This window comes from Marinomonas lutimaris (genome assembly GCF_019426345.1).
Lineage (GTDB): Bacteria > Pseudomonadota > Gammaproteobacteria > Pseudomonadales > Marinomonadaceae > Marinomonas > Marinomonas lutimaris.
Map to the genome: position 1 here is coordinate 211,567 of NZ_JAHLLW010000004.1, position 22,726 is coordinate 234,292.

The window sequence follows — 22,726 nt, forward strand, 5'->3', positions numbered from 1 at the left end:
TAAAAATAAGAAAAAGCAGCGAGTAATTTAAGAGATAAAGAATTAAAGTCCTATATCAACTAGAAAGCTGCTGAGCGAGAAGATTATGTCTAATACCGCCAAACGCATAACGCCCGAATACGAAATTGTCGAAGATAACGAAACCATTCGCTATTTAGAACACGGTTATCCGTGTGACCTTATTCGATGGCACGCCCATGATGATTACGAGTTGCACTTTATCGTCGCGACATCGGGCAAAGTTTTTGTAGGTGATTACATTGGTAACTACTTGCCAGGACAACTCATTTTAACAGGCCCTCGGCTCCCTCATAACTGGATCTGCCAACACGATCAAGAAGACGTTCAACTTAGGGATATGGTAATTCGCTTTGACCATGAGTCTTTTTCAAATGGTATGAAAATCATCCCTGAGTTAGCCGAAATTTTGCCTATGTTAGCGAGAGCAAAATCAGGCATTGAATTTTTTGATCAAGACCACGAATACCTAAAAGATATTTTTCAAAAAGTACGTGACTCTAGTGGTTTGTCGAGATTAATCCTCGCGCTTCCTCTGCTTCAAAAATTGGCTCAAAGCCGAAGTTACCGCTTACTTTCCACAGTGCAGATTGACTTAAAATCTAATGAAACACTACAGCGTAAAATCAACACTGTGGTCGATTATGTTTCTCAAAACTATGGCCAAGATATTACACTTTCTAGCGTAGCCAATTTGATTGGTATGTCAGATAGCCATTTTTCGCGTTTCTTTAAAAAAGCCACTGGAAACCGCTTTATTGAATTCGTAAACCGCGTTCGAGTCAGTCGTGCTTGCAGTTTGCTAACCGAAACAGATCAGCAGATCGCAACGATTTGTTTTCAAGTTGGGTTTAATAATGTAGCTAACTTTAATCGCCGGTTTCATGAGTTAAAAGGCGTCACTCCTCGAGATTTCCGCACTCAAAGCAACATTCACATTGAAGGTATTGCACCCGTTTCATAGTTCAACAGAAGCCTTAATGCGATGAAAGAGACGCCGCTAATATACAATATTCGCGGCGCTTTTTATTAAAACAAAGATGACGACTAAGACGACAATAGCATCAGCTTTTCATTTAGGTCTTTTGTCGATTGATAAAGGGATTGGTACAAAGCATACTTCTCTTGATAGTAAGACCCCAAAGCCTCTTCAGGCTCATGCACTGCCAATACATCCGGCATGATGCAATATTCAGCAATCAGTGACTCAATATCTTTACCTTGGCTTTGCTGTTCGCCCAAAAGAGCCAAACGAGCTGCGCCCAAGCCCGGCCCTACGTCACCACCATCACGATAAATAAGACGCTTATTTAACACATTGGCGATAATTTGGCGCCACATTACAGAACGCGCGCCGCCGCCGATTAAAGACAACTCATCAACAGCACTTCCTGCACTGTTCAAGGCGTTTTGGCAATCCAATAGAGAGAACGCCACACCTTCCAATATCGCCAAAGTCATAGCTTCGACATTGGTTGTATTGCTTAAACCAACGAATTGCCCATTCGCTAACGAATCATTATGCGGAGTTCGCTCACCGCTTAGATAAGGCAGAAACAACACATTAGTGCGCTCGATATGACTGTCTTCAAGGGCATCCAGTAATTCTGCAACAGACTTATCCACCAGCTTAGCGAACCAGGCTAAAGAATTTGCAGCGCTAAGGGTAACGCCCATTTGGTGCCAACGGTTAGGCAAGGCATGACAAAAAGCATGCACGGTATTTTGTGGGTTGGCTTTATGGGACTCACTCACGGTGAAATATACGCCAGACGTCCCTAATGAAATAAAGCCTTGACCAGGATTAGTCACGCCCATGCCAACGGCCCCTGCAGCATTATCACCAGCGCCAGCCACGACAAGTAATTGTGGAAGTCCTAGTTCATGAGCAACTGCTTCAGACAAGGTACCGACGACATCACAACCTTCATGCACGTTTGGCATATTGGCTTGAGTCAAGCCAGTTGCAGCCAATAGAGCATCATCCCATTTGCGTGTTTCAGGGTTTAACCAAAGCGTACCTGCAGCATCAGAACAGTCAGATGACATCCCCCCTGTCAATCGATAAGCCAAATAGTCTTTCGGCAGCAATACATGAGCCAACTTGGTAAATACCTCTGGTTCATTTTCTTGTACCCAACGTATTTTAGGTGCAGTAAAGCCCGGCATATAGAGGTTTCCAGAACGCTCGATCAAGTCAGGAAATTGCGTCATCAAGGCTTCACATTGCGCTTGGCTACGACCATCGTTCCATAAGATACAAGGTCGCAATACATTACCTTCTGCATCAAGCAAGGTAGCGCCATGCATTTGACCTGACAATCCTAACGCCTTCAATTTGCTCAAATCCAAACGCTGCTGCAATTGAGCAACAACATCTTTACAAGCTTGCCACCACGTCAATGGATCTTGCTCTGACCATGTGGCGTGCGGACTATCGACAGCTAAAGGCACGGACTCCTGTGCCAAAACATTACCTTTATCGTCGATAACGACGCCTTTCAAACCTGAAGTTCCAAGATCAAGACCTAAATACATTTCGTTACTCTTCTTCATCAAAAGTAGTATTTTGTTTTAATTTTTGTATGGCATGCTACACCACTATGACCATAGCGTTTCATACTCGAAATAATAGAGAAAAGAGTCAATAGAATTCTATAAATAGGCCTTTTAAGTACAACTAAATAATAAAAATCGTTAGTTTTCATATCTAATCAACAAAATAAATAACATTAAGTGAATTAACGATCCGTCATCTAATGCAGGAAAGAAGTAGAATTAATGCATTTACTAAATAGTTTCTTTGTCACTCAAGTAGATAACATTCATCTGGCTATGGGCGACTATAACTACCTACTTGTTGCCCTTTCTATTGTACTCGCTTCAGGCGCCTCTTTTTTTGCGCTGCATTTCGCTTCCATTGCCAAACACATTGTTATCGAAAGGTATAAAAAAATTGCGCTAGTTTCTGGATCTTTCATCATGGCTGGCGGTATTTGGAGTATGCATTTTGTCGGTATGCTGGCGTTTAACATGGGACATGGAATCTCTTATGACCCACTGTTAACAGCTATCTCTCTAATACCCGCTATTTTGGCCTCCTATATAACATTGAAACGATTAACCAGAAGTGATCTTACCATCTGGCAGCTACTCGTTAATGGTGTATTTGTAGGTAGTGGTATTGGTGCTATGCATTATATCGGCATGGCAGCAATGAAAATGGACGTTGAACTGAAATATGATCCAGTGTGGTTTTTAGCATCACTGATTATTGCTGTGGTTCTTGCTTTTATTGCCTTATCAACCCATTACTATGTTAGAAAAGTTTGGACCAATTTAAGCTCCAAGTGGGTCAGCTGCATCAGTGCAATTATTATGGGAGCCGCTATTTCTGGTATGCATTATGCTGGCATGGCAGGAGCAAGGTTCATTTCATCCGGTGATGCTGGAATGCCTCACATGCAAGAAAACTCTAATAATGAACTTTCGTTCGTTGTTGCTATCATTACATTATTGCTCTCTATTCTGGCAGCAAACATCGCATCACAATTGCGTTACCGTCAACTATTATTGGAAAAAACGGCCAGTGAAGTTCGGCTAAAAACAACTTTAGACACCGCTGTAGATGGCATTATATCCATAGACAGCTACGGCACTATTAAAGAATTTAATAAAGCTGCCTCAGTCATTTTTGGTTGGCAAGAAGATGAAATAATCAATCAGCACTTTGGCATTCTATTCCCTCAAAAATACGCCGATGAATTCAATCATTTTCTAGCCTCATTTCGTGATACTGGCGAAATAAACATAGCAGGCACTGAACGAGAAATTTATGCAACCAACAGAAATGGGCATGTTTTTCCTATTAGACTGGGTGTTGGAAAAGTTGATATCCCTGACGGTGATACATTATTTGTTGGCTTTATTACCGATATTTCGACTCGAAAATCGTTGGAAGAAACCATCAAAAAAAGTGAGAAGCGATACAGCTCCTTAATAAAAAATATACCTGGCGCCTCTTTTCGCTGCTTAATGGATGAACATTGGAGCACTCTTTTTGTAAGTGATGCTATCTATGATATTACTGGATGGAAAACATCTGATTTCTACGATAAAACAGCCTCCTTCGCCAAACTCGTTCACCCTGATGATGAAAAAAATATCTCTCTTGTTATGGACGAGGCTATTAGAGAACGTAAAACACATAAATTAGAATACCGATTAAGGCACAAAAAAGGTCACTATGTTTGGGTGCTCGAAAATGGCTCAATCATCTATAACGAAGATGGCAAACCCGAATGGATTGATGGTGTCATTTTAGACATATCACAACGTGTTGTGATGGAAGATGAACTTCGTCAAGCAAAAGCAAAAGCCGAAGCATCAGCAGAAAGCAAAGCGTCTTTCTTAGCAAACATGAGCCACGAAATCCGCACGCCAATGAATGCTATTATTGGCTTTTCTGACATTTTATTGGAATCAGAAATATCGGGAGAAAATAAAAAACACCTTTCAATTATCAGTAAATCTGCTCGATCTCTACTACACCTTCTCAACGATATACTCGACAGTGCTAAATTAGAAAAAAACAAACTTGAATTAGACATACAACCTTTTGTACTTGCCAATTCAGTAGACACTGTAATTTCAACTCTATGGCTACAAGCCAGAAATAAAGGTCTAGAACTAAACATTCATATAGAAGCAGATGTTGCCGACGCCTACTGGGGAGCTGAAGATCGCATCCGCCAAGTACTCATGAATATCCTAGGCAATGCGATCAAATTCACTGAAAAAGGGTATGTGACCTTAACAATATCGAAACTACAAGATGATAAAATACGCTTTTCAGTTGCAGACTCTGGGATAGGAATACCAGCAGAACGCTTAACGCACATTTTTGACCCATTTACACAAGCTGATGCATCTATGAGCCGTCGTTTTGGCGGCACAGGCTTAGGTACTAGCATATCTAAGCAATTAGTAACCCTCATGGGTGGTCAAATTCATGTAACAAGTGAAGTCGGAATGGGGAGTTGCTTCTCTTTTGATTTACCACTTACAGAAACGGATATGCCAGCGAGTGCAGAAACAACTCTGCAGCCTGTTATCACACCTAAAAGAATACTATTGGCTGATGACGTAGAACAAAACCTAACGCTGCTGACTATTTTACTTAAACGACATGGTCATGCCATATTTTTTGCAAAAGACGGTATTGATGCTGTTGACCAATTTAAAATGATCAAACCTGACATCATTCTAATGGACATTCAGATGCCGAAAATGGATGGCTTAACCGCCACTCAAATTATCCGCAGCTATGAAAAAGAAAATCAGCTTATTCACACTCCGATCATTGCCTTAACAGCCAATGTCCTAATAGAAGATAAATTAGATGCTCAACAAGCGGGAATGGATGGCTTTGCCAATAAACCCATTGATATTCAGGCTTTAATAATTGAAATGGCGAGAATCTTAAATGAAACGCCCACATTGATTCATCAGCAGGATAGTAATCACGAAAAAGTTAATCATAAAAATCCGCAAATCCATATGGATAAAGGTCTATCGCTGTGGAGCGACCTTCCAGTATACATCACAGAGCTATCTAGGTTTGCAGAAACTAACGCAAATTTGGTCAATAGACTAACAACTCATGTAGACAATCAAGAATACCAAGAGGCTTACGCTTTAGCGCATGCGATAAAAGGCTCTTCAGGTAATCTTGCATTGTTAAATATTTCTAATTGTATGGCAAATATAGAGCGAGCAGCACAGACAGAAGACTATGATCAATTTCTCAAAAGCGTCCAATATTTAACGGCTTTATTGGCTCACTTCTTTGAAGAGCTACAGCTATTAATTAATAAACATTGTATCCATTCTGAGATACCAGAGATAGACATTCAGAATGAACTTTCTACCACACAATTAATAGCACTTATCGATGCACTTATTTTCTCCGCAGACTCAGGCGAAGTAGATGACGACAACATAGCTTTGCTTATTAACAGCGTCTCAAAAAACATGAAAATACAAGCCATCGAAGCAAGTAAAGCTCTCTCTAACTTTGAATTTGATAGTGCTATTAACAGCCTTACCAGCTTAAAAGAATTAATTGCACAGGAGACAGCCACCAAATGAGAATCGGAAGTAAACCCGCACCTCGCATCCTATTAGTTGATGATGAGCCATCAAACTTACGAGTTTTAAAGCAAGTATTGCAAGCAGCTCGATACCGTTTATCTTTTGCTCGATCAGGGCAAGACGCATTAAAACTAGTAGAAAAAGAGCCGGCGGACCTCATACTACTCGATATCATGATGCCAGATATGACAGGCTTAGAAGTCTGCGAACGCTTAAAACAAAATCCCACAACAGCTAATATTCCAGTGATTTTTGTCACAGCATTGAAAGACAGTATAGATGAAGCAAAAGGCTTTGAAATTGGTGCCGTTGATTACATCGTCAAACCCATCGTACCTGCTATTGTCTTAGCTCGTGTCAAAACACACCTGTCATTAATTAGAGCGGATGAGTTGCTAAATACGCATATCGATTTGATCCAAAGGCTTGGGCGAGCTGCCGAATACAAAGACAACGAAACCGGTATGCACGTACAACGCATGAGCCGATATGCAAAAGTCATTGCTTCGGCATACGGCTTTTGTGAAGAATCAGCGAACGATTTAATGATGGCAGCACCTATGCACGACATAGGAAAAATAGGCATAGCAGACAACATACTGCTAAAACCGGGCAAGCTTACAGAAGAAGAGTATGAAGTCATGAAGACACATGCTCAAATCGGTGGTGAAATTCTTTCTAACCCAAGTTCTTATCTTATCGAACTTGCCCACTCTGTTGCCATGACACATCATGAAAAATGGGACGGCTCTGGTTATCCGAATGGCTTATCCGGCGAAGAAATTCCTATTGAAGGTCGTATCATTGCATTAGTTGATGTATTTGATGCACTTACCAGTGCGCGCCCTTATAAAAAAGCTTGGTCTACTGAAGAAGCAATTCATTACATCACTGAGCAAAGTGGAAAACACTTTGATCCAACGCTAATTCCATTACTCCAACAAGAGTTACCCAAACTACTTGAAATACAAAAACAATTTGCCGAATAGTCTTAGGTGTATAAAAAATCATTATCGATCTGCCCATTGAAAAGTAAAATTTAGGCATTACTGATAGGCTATTCACGCAGAACAACTGCAACCTATTTTATGCCCGATCTATTTTATGGAACGTTTTATGACTTCTCTTCACGATATTATTGACTCAACACTGCAAAACAAAGACGTCGTCATGAAACAGCAGGATATCGGCGTTTTGCGAGTATCTGGTTTAGATTCAAAGAAATTCCTGCAAGGTCAGACAACCTGCGACATGAACAAACTGTCCCAAGATAATGGTCTATACGGTGCTATATGTAGCATTAAAGGACGTATTATCAGCAGCTTTTATATCGTTCAACGCAATGACGATGTGTTGATGATCATGGCAAAAGATTTAGTCGAGAAAACCTTATTACATCTAAAAAAGTACGCAGTGTTTTTCAAAACAACATTGACGGATGAACAAGATCATTTTGCGGTTTATACAAGGCTAGTGAACCAAAAAATAGAAGATGATTCCAATGTAGCATCGAGTATTTTTACAACCACTCAAGATAACGACATCATTACATTGACGATTAGCCAGGAGCCATTAGAAATTCAGTTTCTGATTACCTCAGCCAAAGCAGAAATTGAGGAGAAGAATTCAGAATTGGCTGCATTAGCAATACTTGCAGCCCGTCCACTTATTAATCTAGAGCAAAGTGAAACTATTTTGCCTCAATGGCTTAACATGCAAAGTACGGGCGGCATCAGCTTCACAAAAGGCTGCTATACAGGACAAGAAATCGTTGCTCGCATGCAATATAAAGGCAAGTCGAAAAAACAGCTAGCATTAGTAACTTGGCAAGGAAATCTCGATACGACAAAAGACATTGTAGATGAACAAGGCAAAAACATAGGGCAAATCTTTGATTTCACTTATATTCAAGACACACACTACGCACAAGTTATTTTGAATATTGATCCAAGTGACGCAGAAAAAATCCTTTTGGATAACCAAGAAATCACCTTACTTCCACTTCCCTACTCGCTAGATAGCAAGAAATAGAGGCTATATTCGAGGTATTTTATAGCGCCAGATAGGCGCTATAAAATTAATTTAGAATGGCAAACCAATCTGCTGATTTTGTTCTACCTCATCCCTATTTCTGACTGGCTCTAATGCCCATTTAATAGGCTCTTTGCCAAGACCAATTAGATAATTATTCGCCTTGGAAAAATGCTGACAACCTAAAAATCCACGATATGCCGACAATGGTGATGGATGAACACTTTCCAGCACACAATGCTTATCACGATCAATATGACGGCCTTTTTTCTGTGCGTAAGATCCCCACAGCATAAAAACAACGCCTTGGTGCTTGTTGTTAATGAGCTCGATGATTTTATCAGTAAATATTTCCCAACCTTTATTCTGGTGAGAACCTGCCTTGCTCGCTTCGACGGTCAACACACTATTTAGCAATAAGACGCCTTGCTCTGCCCATTGTAGTAAAAAACCATGCTGGGCTGGTGTGATACCCAAATCCATCTCAAGCTCTTTGTAGATATTCACCAATGAAGGAGGAACTTTTATACCAGGCTTTACCGAAAAGGATAAACCATGAGCTTGGCCTTCTCCGTGATAGGGATCTTGGCCAAGAATCACCACTTTTAGCTTACTGAAAGGCGTCACATTTAACGCTGTAAAATATTCTGTTTCTGCAGGATAAAGTGTTTTATTTTGTTTCTCTGTTTGTAAGAATTTTAGCAAAGCCAACATGTAGTCTTTCTCAAACTCATCAGCTAAATATTCTTGCCAATCACCCGTTAAATTCATCATTAGCTCACTTTATTCTCTGCACTGCTTTTGGTTTCATAAAAAGGGTTTAATGCTGGCGTCGCTTTAAATTCATAATAATATTGCAGCGACAGCTTATCCTCAGGTGTGACTAAGTGCTTCAATAACAACCAAGCCATTTCCCTTAATCCGTAGGCTTTCACATACTCTTGGATCGTATTTAAAGCCTTTTCTTTCGGAAGATCTGATCGGTAAGAACGTAGTAATAATGCAGTTTGTCTTGCGTCTAAATTGTGAGACTTAACCACTACAGCAAGATCAAATAATGGATCTCCAACTCCACAATATTCCCAATCAATAAGCCAGAGCTTATCGCTGTCCATTAAAACGTTCTTAGGGTTTAAATCGTTATGGCAAAGTACTGACGGTAAAATTATTTCTGGCGGCTTTAGCTGCTTCAAAAGAGCAGTAAGGTAATCATATTCAGCCATCAAGCTTGGTGTTTCAACGTCATAACGTTGAATGCCATTCAAATAATGCTTAATTACTTCAAACACATCATAGTGATGATGACCCATTGGCAAACTATGCGCCGCTATTAAGGCTTGAGCAATTCGCGGTATATCTTTATCTTGATGATACACAGTCCAATCAAGAGAAGGCTGAGAGACAAATTGACAAGCAAAGCTGCCATCACTGTCGTGCCAAGCAACAGCAGGAGAAAGCCCAATAGATGCAGCATGTTTTAAGGTATTCATTTCTTCCGTACGGTTAATATAAAAAGCACTAATATCAATATAGGGAATGCGCAATACAAAACGAGAAACTTGCTCCCAATGAATCAAATACACCTTGTTTGAAAAGCCTTCCTCAAATAAAGTAGTTTCAACCTCCATGGTGGCTGGTAATATGTCAGCCATTTTTAAGAAATACTCAGATAGAACGGTCATTTTTAATCATTTTATTGCCAGAATTGTAAGTGGCTGTCAGAATGAACAACTGAACCATCCGAGTCAATAGTCAACTTTGAAGCAGATCAATGATTAAACACGAAGACATTATTCGTAAGATACAAGAACGACTGAGCACGTTAAGCAAATCCGAGCGAAAAGTAGCGGAAGCGATTCTTGCCGATCCAAAAACAACCATTCACTCCAGTATTGCGAAACTTGCCGCTAGAGCTGAAGTGAGTGAACCTACGGTAAACCGTTTCTGTCGTAGTCTAATAGGTAGTGGCTTTCCTGATTTTAAAGTATCACTTGCCCAAAGCCTTGCGACAGGCACACCTTACGTCAACTTAAACGTAGAACCTGACGATGCTCCAGGCGCCGTTACGGCGAAAATTTTTGAAGCCGCCAAAAACAACCTCACCAGAGCTCAGGACATTTTACCTGAGTCACTGATAAGTCGAGCAGTTGATGTATTGGCGCAAGCTCGTCGAATCGAGTTTTATGGTTTAGGTGCATCAGGCCCAGTTGCCAAAGATGCACATCATAAATTTTTCCGCTTAAACATGCCGGTTGTTGCTTACACGGATATTTTAGTACAACGCATGGCTGCCGCTGGCGCCCATTCTGGCGATGCTATCGTCATCATTTCCTATACAGGCCGCACCTTGCCGTTAATAGAAACAGCTCGTGTCGCTCGTGAAGCTGGGGCTACCGTTATTGGTATCACTAATCCAGATTCTCCTCTCACAGAGCACTGCTCTATCGTCTTACCGATTGAAGAAACTGAAGATACCGATATCTATACGCCAATGAGCTCACGTATTGTTTATCTTACGTTAATCGATGCATTGGCTACTGGCGTGTTGTTAAAACGCGGCCCAGAATTCAACGCCCATCTAAAAAAACTGAAACAAAGCGTACAAGACACTCGATTACCAAAAGTTGAAAAGAAATAACTACACAATATAAGGCACATTTCATGTGCCTTTATTTTTTTACGTTAGCTTTGCGAAATCACCTCAGATCACAAGATATTTACCCAAACCAATCAGTTTGCCAAGCGCATCAGATTTTTTCGTAATTTTGTCAGAGAAATTTGAAAGATTATCCGATCTCAGCCACTTAGAATCGGCGCAGGTCTTGAAATATGTCAAAAATGCGATCCATTCTCTTTACGATCAGGTGATTATTTTTACATTTGATATCAACGGCTATCACAATAACGATTTAACAATTATAACTCTTTCGGGTGTGATCTAGACGAAGCTTTTTTAAGCGCAATCTTTCAATCAGTAGATATTGCTGAACAGCGCAATATAAGGATAAAGACTATCCATACTGATAAATAACCTTATCCATCAAAGGTTATTTCACCCGTAATAATTTCATTAGGGGACAACAATAATGATAGAAAGCAGCTATGCGATCAGCTTTACATTCCTAGCCTATCTAGTAGTTATGCTAGGAATTGGGTTGTACGCTTACAAACGCACTTCCAGCTCTGAAGATTACTTTCTTGGCGGACGCTCTTTAGGACCTTGGCCTACCGCACTATCAGCAGGCGCCTCGGACATGAGCGGCTGGTTATTACTTGGCTTACCAGGCTACGCTTTTGCAGCAGGCTTAGAATCGTTCTGGATTGCAGGTGGCCTTTTTGTTGGTACCTGGCTTAACTGGCTAATCTGTGCAAAACGCCTAAGAACGTACAGCATCAAAGCAAACAACGCACTAACACTTCCAGACTTTTTGTCTACACGCTTCAATGATAAATCGAAGCTTATTCAAACCATTTCAGCTCTGTTCATTTTGCTGTTCTTCTTGTTCTATACAAGTTCCGGTTTGGTTGCAGGCGGCAAATTGTTTGAAACAGTATTTGGCTTAGATTACACCTATGCAGTAATTATCGGCACAGTATGTGTGGTTTCCTACACGCTATTTGGTGGCTTTCTTGCGGTAGCATGGACAGACCTTGTACAAGGCCTAATGATGAGCGCGGCACTAGTCATCGTCCCTCTTGTTGCCATCGATGGCGGCTGGTCTGATCTTTCTAACACGTTAATGACAAAAAATCCTGAATTACTAGATATCTGGACTAATGTCAGTGGCGAACCTTTGACAGCAATAGGGATTATCTCTCTCGTCGCTTGGGGTCTAGGTTACTTTGGTCAACCGCATATCCTAGCGCGTTTTAAAGCCTCTCGCTCTAACAAAGACATTAAAACAGCTCGTCGTATCGCAGTTATCTGGACATTGATTTCCATGGCTGGCGCACTACTTATCGGCCTAGTCGGCATAACCTTTGTCGATAGTAATCTAGCCGGTGACTTAGCTGACCCAGAAAAAATCTTCATGATTCTAGTGAATGCGGTCTTCCACCCGGTGGTTGCTGGTATCCTTCTTGCTGCAATCTTAGCGGCTATCATGAGTACAGCAGATTCTCAACTTCTGGTATCTTCTTCTGCACTAGCCGAAGATTTTTACAAGCAACTATTCAATAAAGAAGCAACTCAAAAACAAATCGTCAACGTTGGACGTTTTGCGGTTGTGGCTATTTCTATTATTGCACTAGTGCTTGCATTGAACCCAGAAAGCTCAGTACTTGGCCTAGTGTCTTATGCTTGGGCTGGTTTTGGCGCTGCATTTGGCCCAGCTATCCTTCTAAGCTTGTTCTGGCGTAACATGAACCGTAACGGAGCTCTAGCGGGTATTGTTATTGGTGGCGTTACCGTTGTGGTATGGAAACAATTAACTGGTGGCATTTTCGATCTTTATGAAATCGTTCCAGGCTTCTTGTTCTCGACTATTGCTATTTTTGTAGTAAGCCTAGCAACAGGCGCTCCAGAAGAGTCTGTAACAGATTCTTTTGATGAATACGAAAAAGCACTAGATACAATGGACTAAATAGCCTGCTCTTTTGAGCTAGTTACTTAAGAAGGCCCGAATCCACACTCAGATTCGGGCCTTTTTTTATCTTTAAAATATAGAGACTTGATTTGAATTAAGATGATATTCGGTTAATGATTCATCGATATACTATGGGTGAAATAAAGAGTAAAGGATTTGAAACGATAAACAAGAATGGCAAATTTCAGGCAAAAAAATGGGGCTTGAAACAAGCCCCTAAACACCATTTACTAACAAATGTTAGTAGTCAGAGGAAAGGTTTAATCATTAAACAAGCTGCAAGCACCTTGCTCTGCGCCACTCACCAAAATACGTTGCGCACTAAATAATTCACGCCCCATACCCTGATGAGAGTCAGTTAAATCTTGGTGAGCCGCTTCACGCTTACTCAGCTCTTCTTCAGAAATCAGTACAGACAAAGTACCTTCGACTGCGTCTAAGCGAATCATGTCACCATCATGAATCTTAGCGATCAAACCGCCAGCTAACGCTTCTGGCGTCAAATGAATCGCAGCAGGTACTTTACCGGATGCACCAGACATGCGGCCGTCTGTCACTAAGGCCACTCGGTAACCTTGATCCTGTAAATTACCAAGGTATGGTGTTAATTTATGCAATTCAGGCATACCCAATGCTTTCGGTCCTTGAAAACGTACAACCGCCACACAATCGCGTTTCAATGCACCACTTGCAATCGCATCAGCCAAAGCATTTTGACTATGAAACACTGCTGCAGGCGCTTCGATAATTCGATTTTCATCTTTTACTGCTGATACCTTAATCACAGAGCGACCAAGGTTACCTTTCAATAAAGCCAATCCGCCTTCTTTGCTAAACGGATTATCAATAGGCCGGACAACATTCAGATCCAAGCTTTCATCCGTACCATCACGCCAAACAAGATTATTGCCTTCCAAGAAAGGCTCTTTGGTGTAGTGAGTTAAGCCTTTACCTACGATGGTGTTTACATCTTCATGCACTAGGCCACCTTTCAGTAATTGCTTAACCAAAAACGCCATACCGCCAGCCGCGTGAAAATGGTTAATATCAGCTTGGCCATTCGGGTAAATTCTAGTCAATGATGGCACAACTTTAGAAAGAGCTGAAAAATCATCCCATGTAACAATAATGCCTGCAGCACGAGCATAAGCGACAATATGCATGGTGTGGTTAGTGGAACCACCCGTCGCTAACAAGCCAACAATCGAGTTAACAATGCTGCGCTCGTCAACTATTTCATATAAAGGTCGGTAATCTCGGCCAAGTGCAGTGATCTTCGTGGACAACTGAGAGGCATAATTAGTTAAAGCGCCTCGCAATGGATCATCTGGGTTAACAAAAGAAGAACCAGGAAGCTGAAGCCCCATAATTTCGACTAATAACTGATTCGAGTTAGCAGTACCATAAAAGGTACAAGTACCTGCACTATGGTAAGAAGCCGATTCCGCCTCAAGCAATTCTTCACGAGTTGCTTGGCCTTGAGCATAGCGCTGGCGAACAGCCGCTTTAGCCGCGTTAGTAATGCCTGAACGCATTGGGCCCGCAGGAATAAACAAGGCAGGCAAATGACCAAAACGTAGCGCAGCAATCAACAGGCCAGGAACTATCTTGTCACAAATACCTAAGTAGATAGCGGCATCAAACATATTATGAGAAAGCGCTATTGCCGCACCTTGTGCTATGTTGTCACGGCTAAATAGACTCAACTCCATGCCGTCTTGCCCTTGAGTGACACCATCACACATAGCAGGAACACCGCCAGCGAACTGAGCAACAGAACCCATTTCTTTAATCGCTGCACGAATTTGATCTGGGTAATTTTCGTAAGGCTGATGAGCCGACAACATATCGTTGTAAGAAGATATGATGCCTATGTTCGCTTCCTCCATGAGAGTCAGCTTTTGTTTATCTTGAGGTTGGCATGCCGCGAAGCCATGAGCCAAATTACCACAGGACAATGTTCCTCTGTGCGGCCCTTGCTCTTGCGCTTTCTTCATATCTTTAAGGTATTGCTCACGTAGCGCTTTGCTTCGTTCAATGATGTCGTTCGTTACCTTAGCAACAATCGGATTCATGCTTCTCTCCGTTTTTAGTTCAGTTATCTCAGCACACGGCCTGACACTATAATATTATGTAATATTACTACATTTTTAATTTATTTCACGCCTAAAACAGATAAAAAACTAATAAAACCGCATTATTATGTAATTTTTTTACAAAAAGAATTCGAAAAAGGCGCTTCTTCAGCTAATATACCCGAACTTCTGTAACATAATTCTGTACAATGTTAGTCTTAGATCAATAGATGATCAAAAAACATCCATATTGACAGGAATTTGTTACTAATCCTTGCTTAAAAAATTACTTATGTAGTATTTTTACGTAAAGAATAAAATTGAACGCATGTTGTTCGAATTCGAACATCAAGCAACTTTTGCACTATGTTAGAGGTGAGTATGACGATTAAGGTAGCTATCAACGGTTATGGACGCATTGGACGCAATACGCTTAGAGCTTTGTATGAATCAGGCAAGCGTGATCAAATCCAAATCGTAGCGATTAATGATCTTGGTGATTCAAAAACCAACGCTCATTTGACGAAATACGATACTGTCCACGGTCGCTTCAACGAAGAAGTCACCTTTGATGAAGAAGCGCTTTATATCAACAAAGATAAAATTCGCACTTTCTCTGAACGCAATCCAGCAGACCTTCCTTGGGCTGAGCTAGATATTGATGTCGTTTATGAATGCACAGGCTTCTTCACAACAAAAGAAAAGGCAAGTGCTCACATCACTGCTGGCGCGAAGAAAGTTATTATTTCAGCACCTGGTAAAGAAGTGGATGCCACTGTTGTATACGGTGTTAACCAAGATGTACTGACATCTAAAATGACGGTCATTTCAAATGCTTCTTGTACTACTAACTGCCTAGCACCATTTGCCAAACCACTAAGCGAAAAGCTTGGCATTGAAAGCGGTTTGATGACGACAATTCATGCTTATACAAATGATCAGCGTCTTTCAGACGTTTATCATGAAGATCTTTACCGTGCACGTGCAGCTGCAATGAACATGATTCCAAGTAAAACTGGTGCAGCAGCTGCGGTTGGCCTTGTTATCCCAGCACTTGTTGGTAAATTTGATGGTCTTTCCGTTCGCGTACCTACTATCAACGTTTCGCTAGTAGATTTAACTTTCTTAGCACCTAGAGAAACGACAGTAGAAGAAATTAACAAAATCATTGAAGACGCTATCAAAGCGGATCCAATTCTTGCGCAAGTATTGCATGTCAATTATGAACCTCTTGTCTCTTCTGATTTCAATCACAATGCCTACACTTCTAATTTCGATGCGACACAAACTCGTGTACAAGGCAAATTAGTCAAAGTCATGGCTTGGTATGACAACGAATGGGGCTTCTCAAACCGAATGCTTGATAATACTATCGCATTAATGGCTGCGAAATAGTCAAAATACACGAAGGCTGCTGACGCAGCCTTCGTCGTCTCTTATACTTCTCTTCACGCTTTCTAATCTTTGGTATTTAAAATGACTCGTAGAACTAAAATTGTTGCCACTTTAGGCCCTGCTTCCAGCTCCCCAGAAATGATTGAGAAATTGATCCTTGCTGGTGCCAACGTTTTCCGTCTAAATTTTTCTCATGGCCAACCTGAAGATCACATCGAACGAGCTAAAGTAGTTCGTGAAATGGCTCAAAAAAATGGTCGTCACGTGGCGATTCTGGGTGATTTACAAGGCCCTAAAATCCGTATCGCTCGCTTTAAAAACACCAAGGTCGAGCTAAAAGACGGTGCAACGTTTGTTCTTGATGTTGGTTTTGACAAAAACAATGGCGACGAAACTCGCGTTGGTATCGACTACCCACAACTAGCAAAAGACTCACAGCCCGGTAACGTTTTGCTACTTGATGATGGACGAGTCGTTCTTGAAGTACTAGAAGTAAAAGGCCAAGAAGTTATTACTAAAGTCATCGTTGGTGGAGCTTTGTCTAATAACAAAGGCATCAACCGTCAAGGGGGTGGACTTTCAGCAGCGGCACTTACCGATAAAGATCGCGAAGATATTATAACTGCTGCTGCATTAAAAGCCGATTACTTAGCTGTTTCTTTCCCTCGCTGCGCAGACGACCTTCACGAAGCTCGCGCACTAGCTGAAGCTGCTGGCCTTAAAGCAGGTATTGTTTCTAAAGTAGAACGTGCGGAAGCCGTAGCTGACAACGAAACATTGGATGCTATTATTCTAGCCTCTGATGCCGTCATGGTTGCTCGCGGTGACCTTGGTGTTGAAATTGGTGATGCAGAATTGATCGGTGTACAAAAACACATGATCAAGCGCTGCCGTCAGTTGAACCGCCCTGTTATTACAGCAACTCAAATGATGGAAACCATGATCACCAGTGCAATGCCAACTCGCGCTGAAGTATTTGATGTAGCTAACGCTGTTCTAGATGGCACAGATGCTGTCATGCTTTCAGCCGAAACAGCGGCTGGCGCATACCCTGAAGAAGTTATTAAAACCATGAACCGCGTTTGCTTGGGTGCTGAAAAGCAACCTGCAATCAATCGCTCTAAACACCGTATCGATGTGACCTTTACCAGCATTGATGAAACGATCGCGATGTCAGCAATGTACGCTGCCAATCACTTGGAAGGCGTAAAAGCGATCATCAGCTTGACTGATTCAGGTACAACACCACTACTTATGTCTCGCATTAGCTCTGGTTTGCCAATCTACGCATTGTCTCCAAACCAAGCAACACTGAATAAAGTAAATCTTTATCGTGGTGTAACGCCGGTGGCTTTCTCTTCACAAGAGTTCAACGTAGAGACTATCGTTGCGGGCTTAGTTAATCATGTTAAATCTCTTGGCCTAATCAAAGATGGAGATCTGGTTATTGTAACAAAAGGCGATCACTTGGTGAGCTACGGCACAACCAATATGATGAAAGTCGTAAAAGTCGGCGCTGTTGAGGAATAATTCACAGTGAAGAGCAAAACGTTGCAACAAAAAACGATCACGACACCAGAGCGTAAAAACGTCGCTCTGGTTGCTCATGACAATATGAAACCCGCTCTTATTGAGTGGACAGAAAAGCATAAAGAAAAATTGATAAAACACAATTTGATGGCTACAGGTACGACTGGGAACTTAATGCAAAAGCAACTAAACGTTCCAGTTCACTCTCTGATTAGCGGCCCTCTCGGCGGAGACCAACAACTTGGGGGACTCATTGCCGAAGGTAAGATTGATGTGCTGATTTTTTTCTGGGATCCTTTTGAGCCAATGCCCCATGATCCTGACATTAAGGCCCTGCTTCGAGTCGCTGCTGTTTGGAATATCCCAATTGCTTGTAGCGTTTCTTCTGCTAATTTTCTGGTTACGTCTCCCTTATTCGAAAACGAATTTGAGCGGCAAATTCCAGATTATGAAAAATACCTTCAAGAGCGACTCTAGTCGCTCTTTTCTTTTGCCTCTATCTATCTTCCAACTTACGTATTTCAACGACCTTCAAAGCTCGCGGTTTTCTTCAAAATCGGCTATATTAGCCGCCATTATTGTCATGCAAAAATGTGTTAGGCCACGTTTAGACAAGACAAACTTACTAATTAGGTTCAACGTACAACCCCCTCAGCACCCCGTTGAACACCACTTATAGGAGAAGAGTTTTGCAAGCAGATGTAGCCCTAATAATGGGATCAAAAAGTGACTGGGCGACAATGGAAGGTGCCGCAGAAATAATGGACGCTCTTGGCGTAAGTTACCACGTCGAAGTTGTCTCCGCTCACCGGACACCAGTCAAACTTGCAGAATTTTCAGAAAGCGCTGCAGACAAAGGCTTTAAGGTAATTATTGGTGGCGCTGGCGGCGCAGCTCATTTGCCTGGCATGGTTGCTGCTCATACACGCTTACCTGTTCTAGGCGTACCAGTGCAAAGCAAAGCATTAAACGGCATGGACAGTTTATTGTCTATCGCTCAAATGCCAAAAGGCGTTGCGGTTGGAACACTTGCCATTGGTAGTGCTGGGGCTTTTAATGCCGGCCTATTGGCTTGTCAAATTCTAGCCATTTCCAATCCAGAACTTGCTAAAAAAATTGAAGCGTTCAGAACCAATCAGACTGAAACTGTATTGGCTAATCCAGACCCAAGAGAGGCTTAATCTATGTCAGTTCTATGGGTATTAGGAGCCGGTCAATTAGGAGCCATGCTAAAACAAGCCGGAACACCACTTGGTATTGATGTCCGTCCAGTTGATATAGAGTCAACTGAAACCTTAGCATTAGCACCAACCGACATTGTTACAGCAGAAAGAGAAGAATGGCCTGATACTGTCGCCACCAAACAACTTGCTACACACAGTAACTTTGTCAACTTAGCTACTTTTCCACAACTTGCAGATCGTCTAACACAGAAACAATGGTTAGATCGCCTTGAGCTAGCAACAGCACCATGGTTTTCTGTTGAAGCAGACTCCACAGCCGCAAAAGCCCACGAGACATTAGGTGAGCGTGTTTTGATGAAACGCCGTCGGGGTGGTTACGATGGCAAAGGTCAATATTGGCTGAAACAGTCTGAGAGCATTGAGATACCTGAAGATTGGAAAGGCCAAGCGATTGCAGAGCAGGCTATTAATTTTGATGAAGAGGTTTCATTAGTCGGTGTTCGAGGCAAAAATGGTGAAACACATTTTTACCCTTTAACGCTCAACCTCCATATTAATGGAATTTTATACGCATCCATCTCTCCCTTAGAACGCCTAAAACCTTTGCAAAGTAAAGCAGAAGCAATGCTTAGCAAGCTTATGGACGCTTTAGACTACGTTGGTGTGATGGCAATGGAGTGTTTTCGCATAGGTGATGAGCTACTCATTAATGAGCTAGCTCCAAGGGTCCACAATAGCGGCCATTGGACGCAAGCTGGCGCTAGCATATGTCAGTTTGAAAACCACGTACGCGCAGTCACAGGACTTCCATTAGCGCCAGCTGAAGTGAAGAACCAAAATATGATGGTCAACTTAATTGGTGTTGATCTAGACTATGATTGGCTTAATATCAAAGGCTTAGAGCTTTATTGGTACAAAAAGGAAGTTCGTCCAGGTAGAAAAGTGGGCCACCTAAACTTCTGCTCAGGTAGTCACGCTGTATTACAAACAGCACTAGCGCAACTAGATCTTCCACAACCTTATCCAGAAGCATTACAGTGGTTATCTAAAAACATACCTAAATAAAAAAATATCTACTTCAAAGACTAGATACCTTGCAGACTAAATTAACCAAGTGTCGCGACCCATCATGGTGAGCGGCATTTTTTTTGTCATTCAGACTTCAATTTGAGTTATTTTCACAACGGTCAATAAAAAACAAAAAACATGCAAAAAAATTTCTAAAAAACATGAAATTTAATGTTTTTGAACTTGTTTACTTTACAAAACTCCTTATTCTAATTGATCTAGCTGAAATAGCTTGTCCAATATAAAAATAACAGCACACTTTAGTAGATGCTGATAAGGAACCTTGAATGAATCACCTTGAACTAGACAGTTATGACTGGCGCTTGCTTCGAGCACTACAAACTAACGCAAGACTCACCAATGTAGCACTATCAGAACAAGTTAATCTATCTCCTTCACAATGCTCAAGACGACTTCAAAGGCTTGAACAAAATAATTTAATTGAAGCTTACTTTACCCAGCTTAATGCAAGTGAATTGGGGTACCAAGTAACCGCTTTTGTTAACATCACTCTAGATAAAAGCGTAAAAAACTCAGATAAAGAATTCAAAAAAGCAATTGAAGCTATTCCTCAAATATTGGAATGCTACTCGGTCAGCGGAGAAGCAGATTATTGGCTACGGGTAATTAGCGAAAATCTTCCCGCCCTATCAACTTTTCTAAGTAAGTCACTTGCTGACCTACCTTGTGTAAGAGATTTAACCTCTACCGTTGTTCTAAATCGTGTAAAACATGCACCTTCAATTCCACTCCCGAATTAACTGAGAAAATTGAGAAGCGACAGAGCCCAAATGTCATAAGGGTGTCGCTTTTTAGATTTCAGGCAAACGTATGACCACAAAAACTCCCGCCAAAGTAATTACCGAAAAAACTAAAACGAGAGATGCTAAAGAGATAGAATAAGTCAGTAGACTAATACTACTCATCGCTAATAAAATAAAACCAATAATAGTATTACTCACCGATACATAACTAGTTCGCTTATTTCCCTCACCTAAATTCACTAAATACGTTTTACGACCAATTCTGACACCTTGATGTGCAATACTTAAAACAAAGTAAAGAATAACAATGATCCAAGTAACAAACACTTCCTCTGAAAATAACTTAACAGTTAAAAATAGAACAACACCTGTGAACGCACTCAACAAAGAAGAAACCATCATCACTTTCCGACTAGAATAATCCGAAAATAAGCCCCAAAAAGGAGAAGACAGCAAAGAAGCCAAACCACTAGCTAAGATAAATAAACCTAAGATCAACACCCCATTTTCAGATCTTTGCTGAGCAATCAATACGTAATAGGGAGCACTCAACGCCGCACACAAAAAAAACGAACGGGCAATAACGAATTCACGAAATACTGAATCCGTTCTTAATAGACTAAGCTCGCCAAATACATCGATAAAATTCCTGCCCTTATCCTCAACGTCACTTAAAGGCTCTTGCACAAAGGAATAAATTAGAGCAGCAACTAGCCAAACTAGCGTAGCAGCAACAATTCCCCAAATATAAAAACTCACATTACCTTGAAAACTTTCGAAGAAAAATAATGTACAAACCGCAATACCTATTGTTATAAAACCTGAAGCACTAGAAGACCATCCAGAGACTCTTCCGCGTTTATTTTTCACAACTGTCTTACCAAGTACATCTTTCGACGCTACAGAATTAAGCCCTCTTGCTACACTAAATACGATTAATGCAGCAATAATGACCCAACCTGCACTTGCTCCATCTAACAATAAAGCAGCACACCCTATCACTACTACACATAGAGATTGGATAAGACTTCCTAATACCCAAACCCACTTTCGAACTTTCACTTTATAAATAAAGTGAGCTATAACTAACTGTGGCAATAAAGATCCAGATTCACGTATTGGTACCAGCCAGCCCAATAGGTATAAAGGAGCACCTAAGCTTTGTAACAGCCACGGCAAGGTAACTTTTGGGTTAATCAAGACATCACCAAAGTTAATTAAAAACTGAGAAAAAATCTGCTTAAAAATATTCGCCCTATCGACCTTCTTTTCCTCTTCTTTATCTAACATCACGACACTCTATTAATAGTTTTAGTCACGGTACACACTCTAAAAATTGTCTCTAAAAAAATAGAAAAATAAATATCTCATTCTAAAAAATTGATAGCCTTTACAAAAGGCTTTAGTAAAACAAGACTTACTCACATTCTTGTAAATAACGTAAAAAACTTGTCACATGATTAGCCAATCATACTGCGGTTAGATAGACTAATTGAGATATTTAAAAAAACACATAATTGATAAGGATAGATAACATGGATTTAATTAGAATTTTATTTGCTATTCTTCTACCACCGCTTGGTGTCTTTTTACAAGTCGGTATAGGTGGTGCATTCTGGCTAAACATATTACTCACACTACTAGGTTATATTCCTGGCATTGTTCACGCTGTATGGATCATCGCTAGGCGCTAACCTCAGCGCTCTCTAGATGAAAAAGCACTGACAACTGACACTCAAACGCTGGACGATCATTAAGGCGGCAACCTCAATGATATACACATTATTCTGCTTCGTCCCTCACTGTGTGCTGACTCATACCATCTTTTACATTGAAGTCGCGCTGACGCGTTGAGCTTGCGAAACAGGCGCAAGCGAAGGCAATGACAAGATGGCATTCCTACAGGCAAAAGAATTTTCTGC

Annotated in this window: 18 protein-coding genes; 13 read left to right on the top strand and 5 right to left on the bottom strand. The window is 41.1% G+C overall.

The features are described 5' to 3' along the window. The first annotated feature begins 85 nt into the window (after positions 1-85). Positions 86-982 carry a helix-turn-helix domain-containing protein gene (locus KPL72_RS07360; RefSeq protein ID WP_212917947.1) on the top strand — a complete coding sequence of 299 codons (897 nt, stop codon included), beginning with the start codon at positions 86-88 and terminating at the stop codon, positions 980-982. An 83-nt stretch (positions 983-1,065) separates the two neighbouring features. Here KPL72_RS07360 and xylB read toward each other — a convergent pair whose 3' ends face one another. Further along, positions 1,066-2,556: a xylulokinase gene (gene xylB / locus KPL72_RS07365; protein WP_219702329.1), complete on the bottom strand. Its 1,491-nt coding sequence runs from the start codon at positions 2,554-2,556 to the stop codon at positions 1,066-1,068. Positions 2,557-2,799: 243 nt separating this feature from the next. Between xylB and KPL72_RS07370 the strand changes: the two genes are divergently transcribed. From KPL72_RS07370 to ygfZ, 3 genes are all read left to right on the top strand, one after another. Then, positions 2,800-6,168, top strand: coding sequence for an MHYT domain-containing protein (locus tag KPL72_RS07370; RefSeq protein ID WP_219702330.1), 3,369 nt, complete (start codon positions 2,800-2,802; stop codon positions 6,166-6,168). Next, the gene (locus tag KPL72_RS07375) at positions 6,165-7,160 is read left to right on the top strand and encodes a response regulator (protein ID WP_219702331.1); all 996 of its coding nucleotides are present in this window, start codon (positions 6,165-6,167) and stop codon (positions 7,158-7,160) included. The genes KPL72_RS07370 and KPL72_RS07375 overlap by 4 nt, the downstream gene beginning before the upstream one ends. A gap of 127 nt (positions 7,161-7,287) precedes the next feature. Next, positions 7,288-8,202: a CAF17-like 4Fe-4S cluster assembly/insertion protein YgfZ gene (gene ygfZ / locus KPL72_RS07380; protein ID WP_219702332.1), complete on the top strand. Its 915-nt coding sequence runs from the start codon at positions 7,288-7,290 to the stop codon at positions 8,200-8,202. Positions 8,203-8,253: 51 nt separating this feature from the next. On the opposite strand, the gene ung is transcribed toward ygfZ, so the two are convergent. Both ung and KPL72_RS07390 read right to left on the bottom strand, forming a co-directional pair. After that, positions 8,254-8,976, bottom strand: coding sequence for a uracil-DNA glycosylase (gene ung, locus KPL72_RS07385; protein ID WP_219702333.1), 723 nt, complete (start codon positions 8,974-8,976; stop codon positions 8,254-8,256). Beyond that, positions 8,976-9,884, bottom strand: coding sequence for a phosphotransferase (locus tag KPL72_RS07390; RefSeq protein ID WP_219702334.1), 909 nt, complete (start codon positions 9,882-9,884; stop codon positions 8,976-8,978). The genes ung and KPL72_RS07390 overlap by 1 nt, the downstream gene beginning before the upstream one ends. Positions 9,885-9,973: 89 nt before the next feature. On the opposite strand from KPL72_RS07390, the gene KPL72_RS07395 reads away from it, so the two are divergent. Next, positions 9,974-10,840, top strand: coding sequence for a MurR/RpiR family transcriptional regulator (locus KPL72_RS07395; RefSeq protein WP_012068799.1), 867 nt, complete (start codon positions 9,974-9,976; stop codon positions 10,838-10,840). Positions 10,841-11,288: 448 nt separating this feature from the next. Further along, complete coding sequence (gene putP / locus KPL72_RS07400; protein ID WP_219702335.1) at positions 11,289-12,785, top strand: sodium/proline symporter PutP; 1,497 nt, start codon at positions 11,289-11,291, stop codon at positions 12,783-12,785. Between the two features lie 263 nt (positions 12,786-13,048). Here putP and edd read toward each other — a convergent pair whose 3' ends face one another. Then, positions 13,049-14,863 (bottom strand): phosphogluconate dehydratase, encoded by a 1,815-nt coding sequence (edd, locus tag KPL72_RS07405; RefSeq protein WP_219702336.1) that lies wholly within the window; start codon positions 14,861-14,863, stop codon positions 13,049-13,051. Between the two features lie 381 nt (positions 14,864-15,244). On the opposite strand from edd, the gene gap reads away from it, so the two are divergent. The 6 genes from gap to KPL72_RS07435 all read left to right on the top strand — a co-directional run bounded on the left by gap (position 15,245) and on the right by KPL72_RS07435 (position 20,801). Beyond that, positions 15,245-16,258, top strand: coding sequence for a type I glyceraldehyde-3-phosphate dehydrogenase (gene gap, locus KPL72_RS07410; protein ID WP_072839492.1), 1,014 nt, complete (start codon positions 15,245-15,247; stop codon positions 16,256-16,258). A gap of 81 nt (positions 16,259-16,339) precedes the next feature. Further along, positions 16,340-17,788: a pyruvate kinase gene (pyk, locus tag KPL72_RS07415; RefSeq protein ID WP_212917938.1), complete on the top strand. Its 1,449-nt coding sequence runs from the start codon at positions 16,340-16,342 to the stop codon at positions 17,786-17,788. Positions 17,789-17,794: 6 nt separating this feature from the next. Beyond that, positions 17,795-18,265, top strand: a complete 471-nt coding sequence (locus KPL72_RS07420) for a methylglyoxal synthase (RefSeq protein WP_219702337.1) — start codon at positions 17,795-17,797, stop codon at positions 18,263-18,265. A 212-nt stretch (positions 18,266-18,477) separates the two neighbouring features. Then, positions 18,478-18,969: a 5-(carboxyamino)imidazole ribonucleotide mutase gene (purE, locus tag KPL72_RS07425; protein ID WP_048813927.1), complete on the top strand. Its 492-nt coding sequence runs from the start codon at positions 18,478-18,480 to the stop codon at positions 18,967-18,969. Positions 18,970-18,972: 3 nt separating this feature from the next. Further along, positions 18,973-20,037: a 5-(carboxyamino)imidazole ribonucleotide synthase gene (gene purK, locus KPL72_RS07430; protein WP_212917936.1), complete on the top strand. Its 1,065-nt coding sequence runs from the start codon at positions 18,973-18,975 to the stop codon at positions 20,035-20,037. Between the two features lie 290 nt (positions 20,038-20,327). Continuing rightward, a complete protein-coding gene (locus tag KPL72_RS07435) occupies positions 20,328-20,801 on the top strand; it encodes an Lrp/AsnC family transcriptional regulator (RefSeq protein ID WP_219702338.1) in 474 nt (157 codons plus the stop codon). Positions 20,802-20,852: 51 nt separating this feature from the next. On the opposite strand, the gene KPL72_RS07440 is transcribed toward KPL72_RS07435, so the two are convergent. Next, positions 20,853-22,094, bottom strand: a complete 1,242-nt coding sequence (locus tag KPL72_RS07440) for an MFS transporter (RefSeq protein ID WP_219702339.1) — start codon at positions 22,092-22,094, stop codon at positions 20,853-20,855. 245 nt (positions 22,095-22,339) lie between these two features. Here KPL72_RS07440 and KPL72_RS07445 point away from each other — a divergent pair, with 245 nt between their 5' ends. Beyond that, complete coding sequence (locus tag KPL72_RS07445; protein WP_219702340.1) at positions 22,340-22,498, top strand: YqaE/Pmp3 family membrane protein; 159 nt, start codon at positions 22,340-22,342, stop codon at positions 22,496-22,498. Positions 22,499-22,726 lie beyond the last annotated feature (228 nt).

Coding starts and splice junctions, on each gene's coding strand:
- putP (WP_219702335.1), top strand. CDS start 11,289: ATGATAGAAAGCAGCTATGCGATCAGCTTTACATTCCTAGCCTATCTA.
- xylB (WP_219702329.1), bottom strand. CDS start 2,556: ATGTATTTAGGTCTTGATCTTGGAACTTCAGGTTTGAAAGGCGTCGTT.
- KPL72_RS07370 (WP_219702330.1), top strand. CDS start 2,800: ATGCATTTACTAAATAGTTTCTTTGTCACTCAAGTAGATAACATTCAT.
- ung (WP_219702333.1), bottom strand. CDS start 8,976: ATGATGAATTTAACGGGTGATTGGCAAGAATATTTAGCTGATGAGTTT.
- edd (WP_219702336.1), bottom strand. CDS start 14,863: ATGAATCCGATTGTTGCTAAGGTAACGAACGACATCATTGAACGAAGC.
- KPL72_RS07375 (WP_219702331.1), top strand. CDS start 6,165: ATGAGAATCGGAAGTAAACCCGCACCTCGCATCCTATTAGTTGATGAT.
- ygfZ (WP_219702332.1), top strand. CDS start 7,288: ATGACTTCTCTTCACGATATTATTGACTCAACACTGCAAAACAAAGAC.
- gap (WP_072839492.1), top strand. CDS start 15,245: ATGACGATTAAGGTAGCTATCAACGGTTATGGACGCATTGGACGCAAT.
- pyk (WP_212917938.1), top strand. CDS start 16,340: ATGACTCGTAGAACTAAAATTGTTGCCACTTTAGGCCCTGCTTCCAGC.
- KPL72_RS07435 (WP_219702338.1), top strand. CDS start 20,328: ATGAATCACCTTGAACTAGACAGTTATGACTGGCGCTTGCTTCGAGCA.
- KPL72_RS07390 (WP_219702334.1), bottom strand. CDS start 9,884: ATGACCGTTCTATCTGAGTATTTCTTAAAAATGGCTGACATATTACCA.
- KPL72_RS07395 (WP_012068799.1), top strand. CDS start 9,974: ATGATTAAACACGAAGACATTATTCGTAAGATACAAGAACGACTGAGC.
- KPL72_RS07360 (WP_212917947.1), top strand. CDS start 86: ATGTCTAATACCGCCAAACGCATAACGCCCGAATACGAAATTGTCGAA.
- KPL72_RS07445 (WP_219702340.1), top strand. CDS start 22,340: ATGGATTTAATTAGAATTTTATTTGCTATTCTTCTACCACCGCTTGGT.
- purK (WP_212917936.1), top strand. CDS start 18,973: ATGTCAGTTCTATGGGTATTAGGAGCCGGTCAATTAGGAGCCATGCTA.
- KPL72_RS07440 (WP_219702339.1), bottom strand. CDS start 22,094: ATGTTAGATAAAGAAGAGGAAAAGAAGGTCGATAGGGCGAATATTTTT.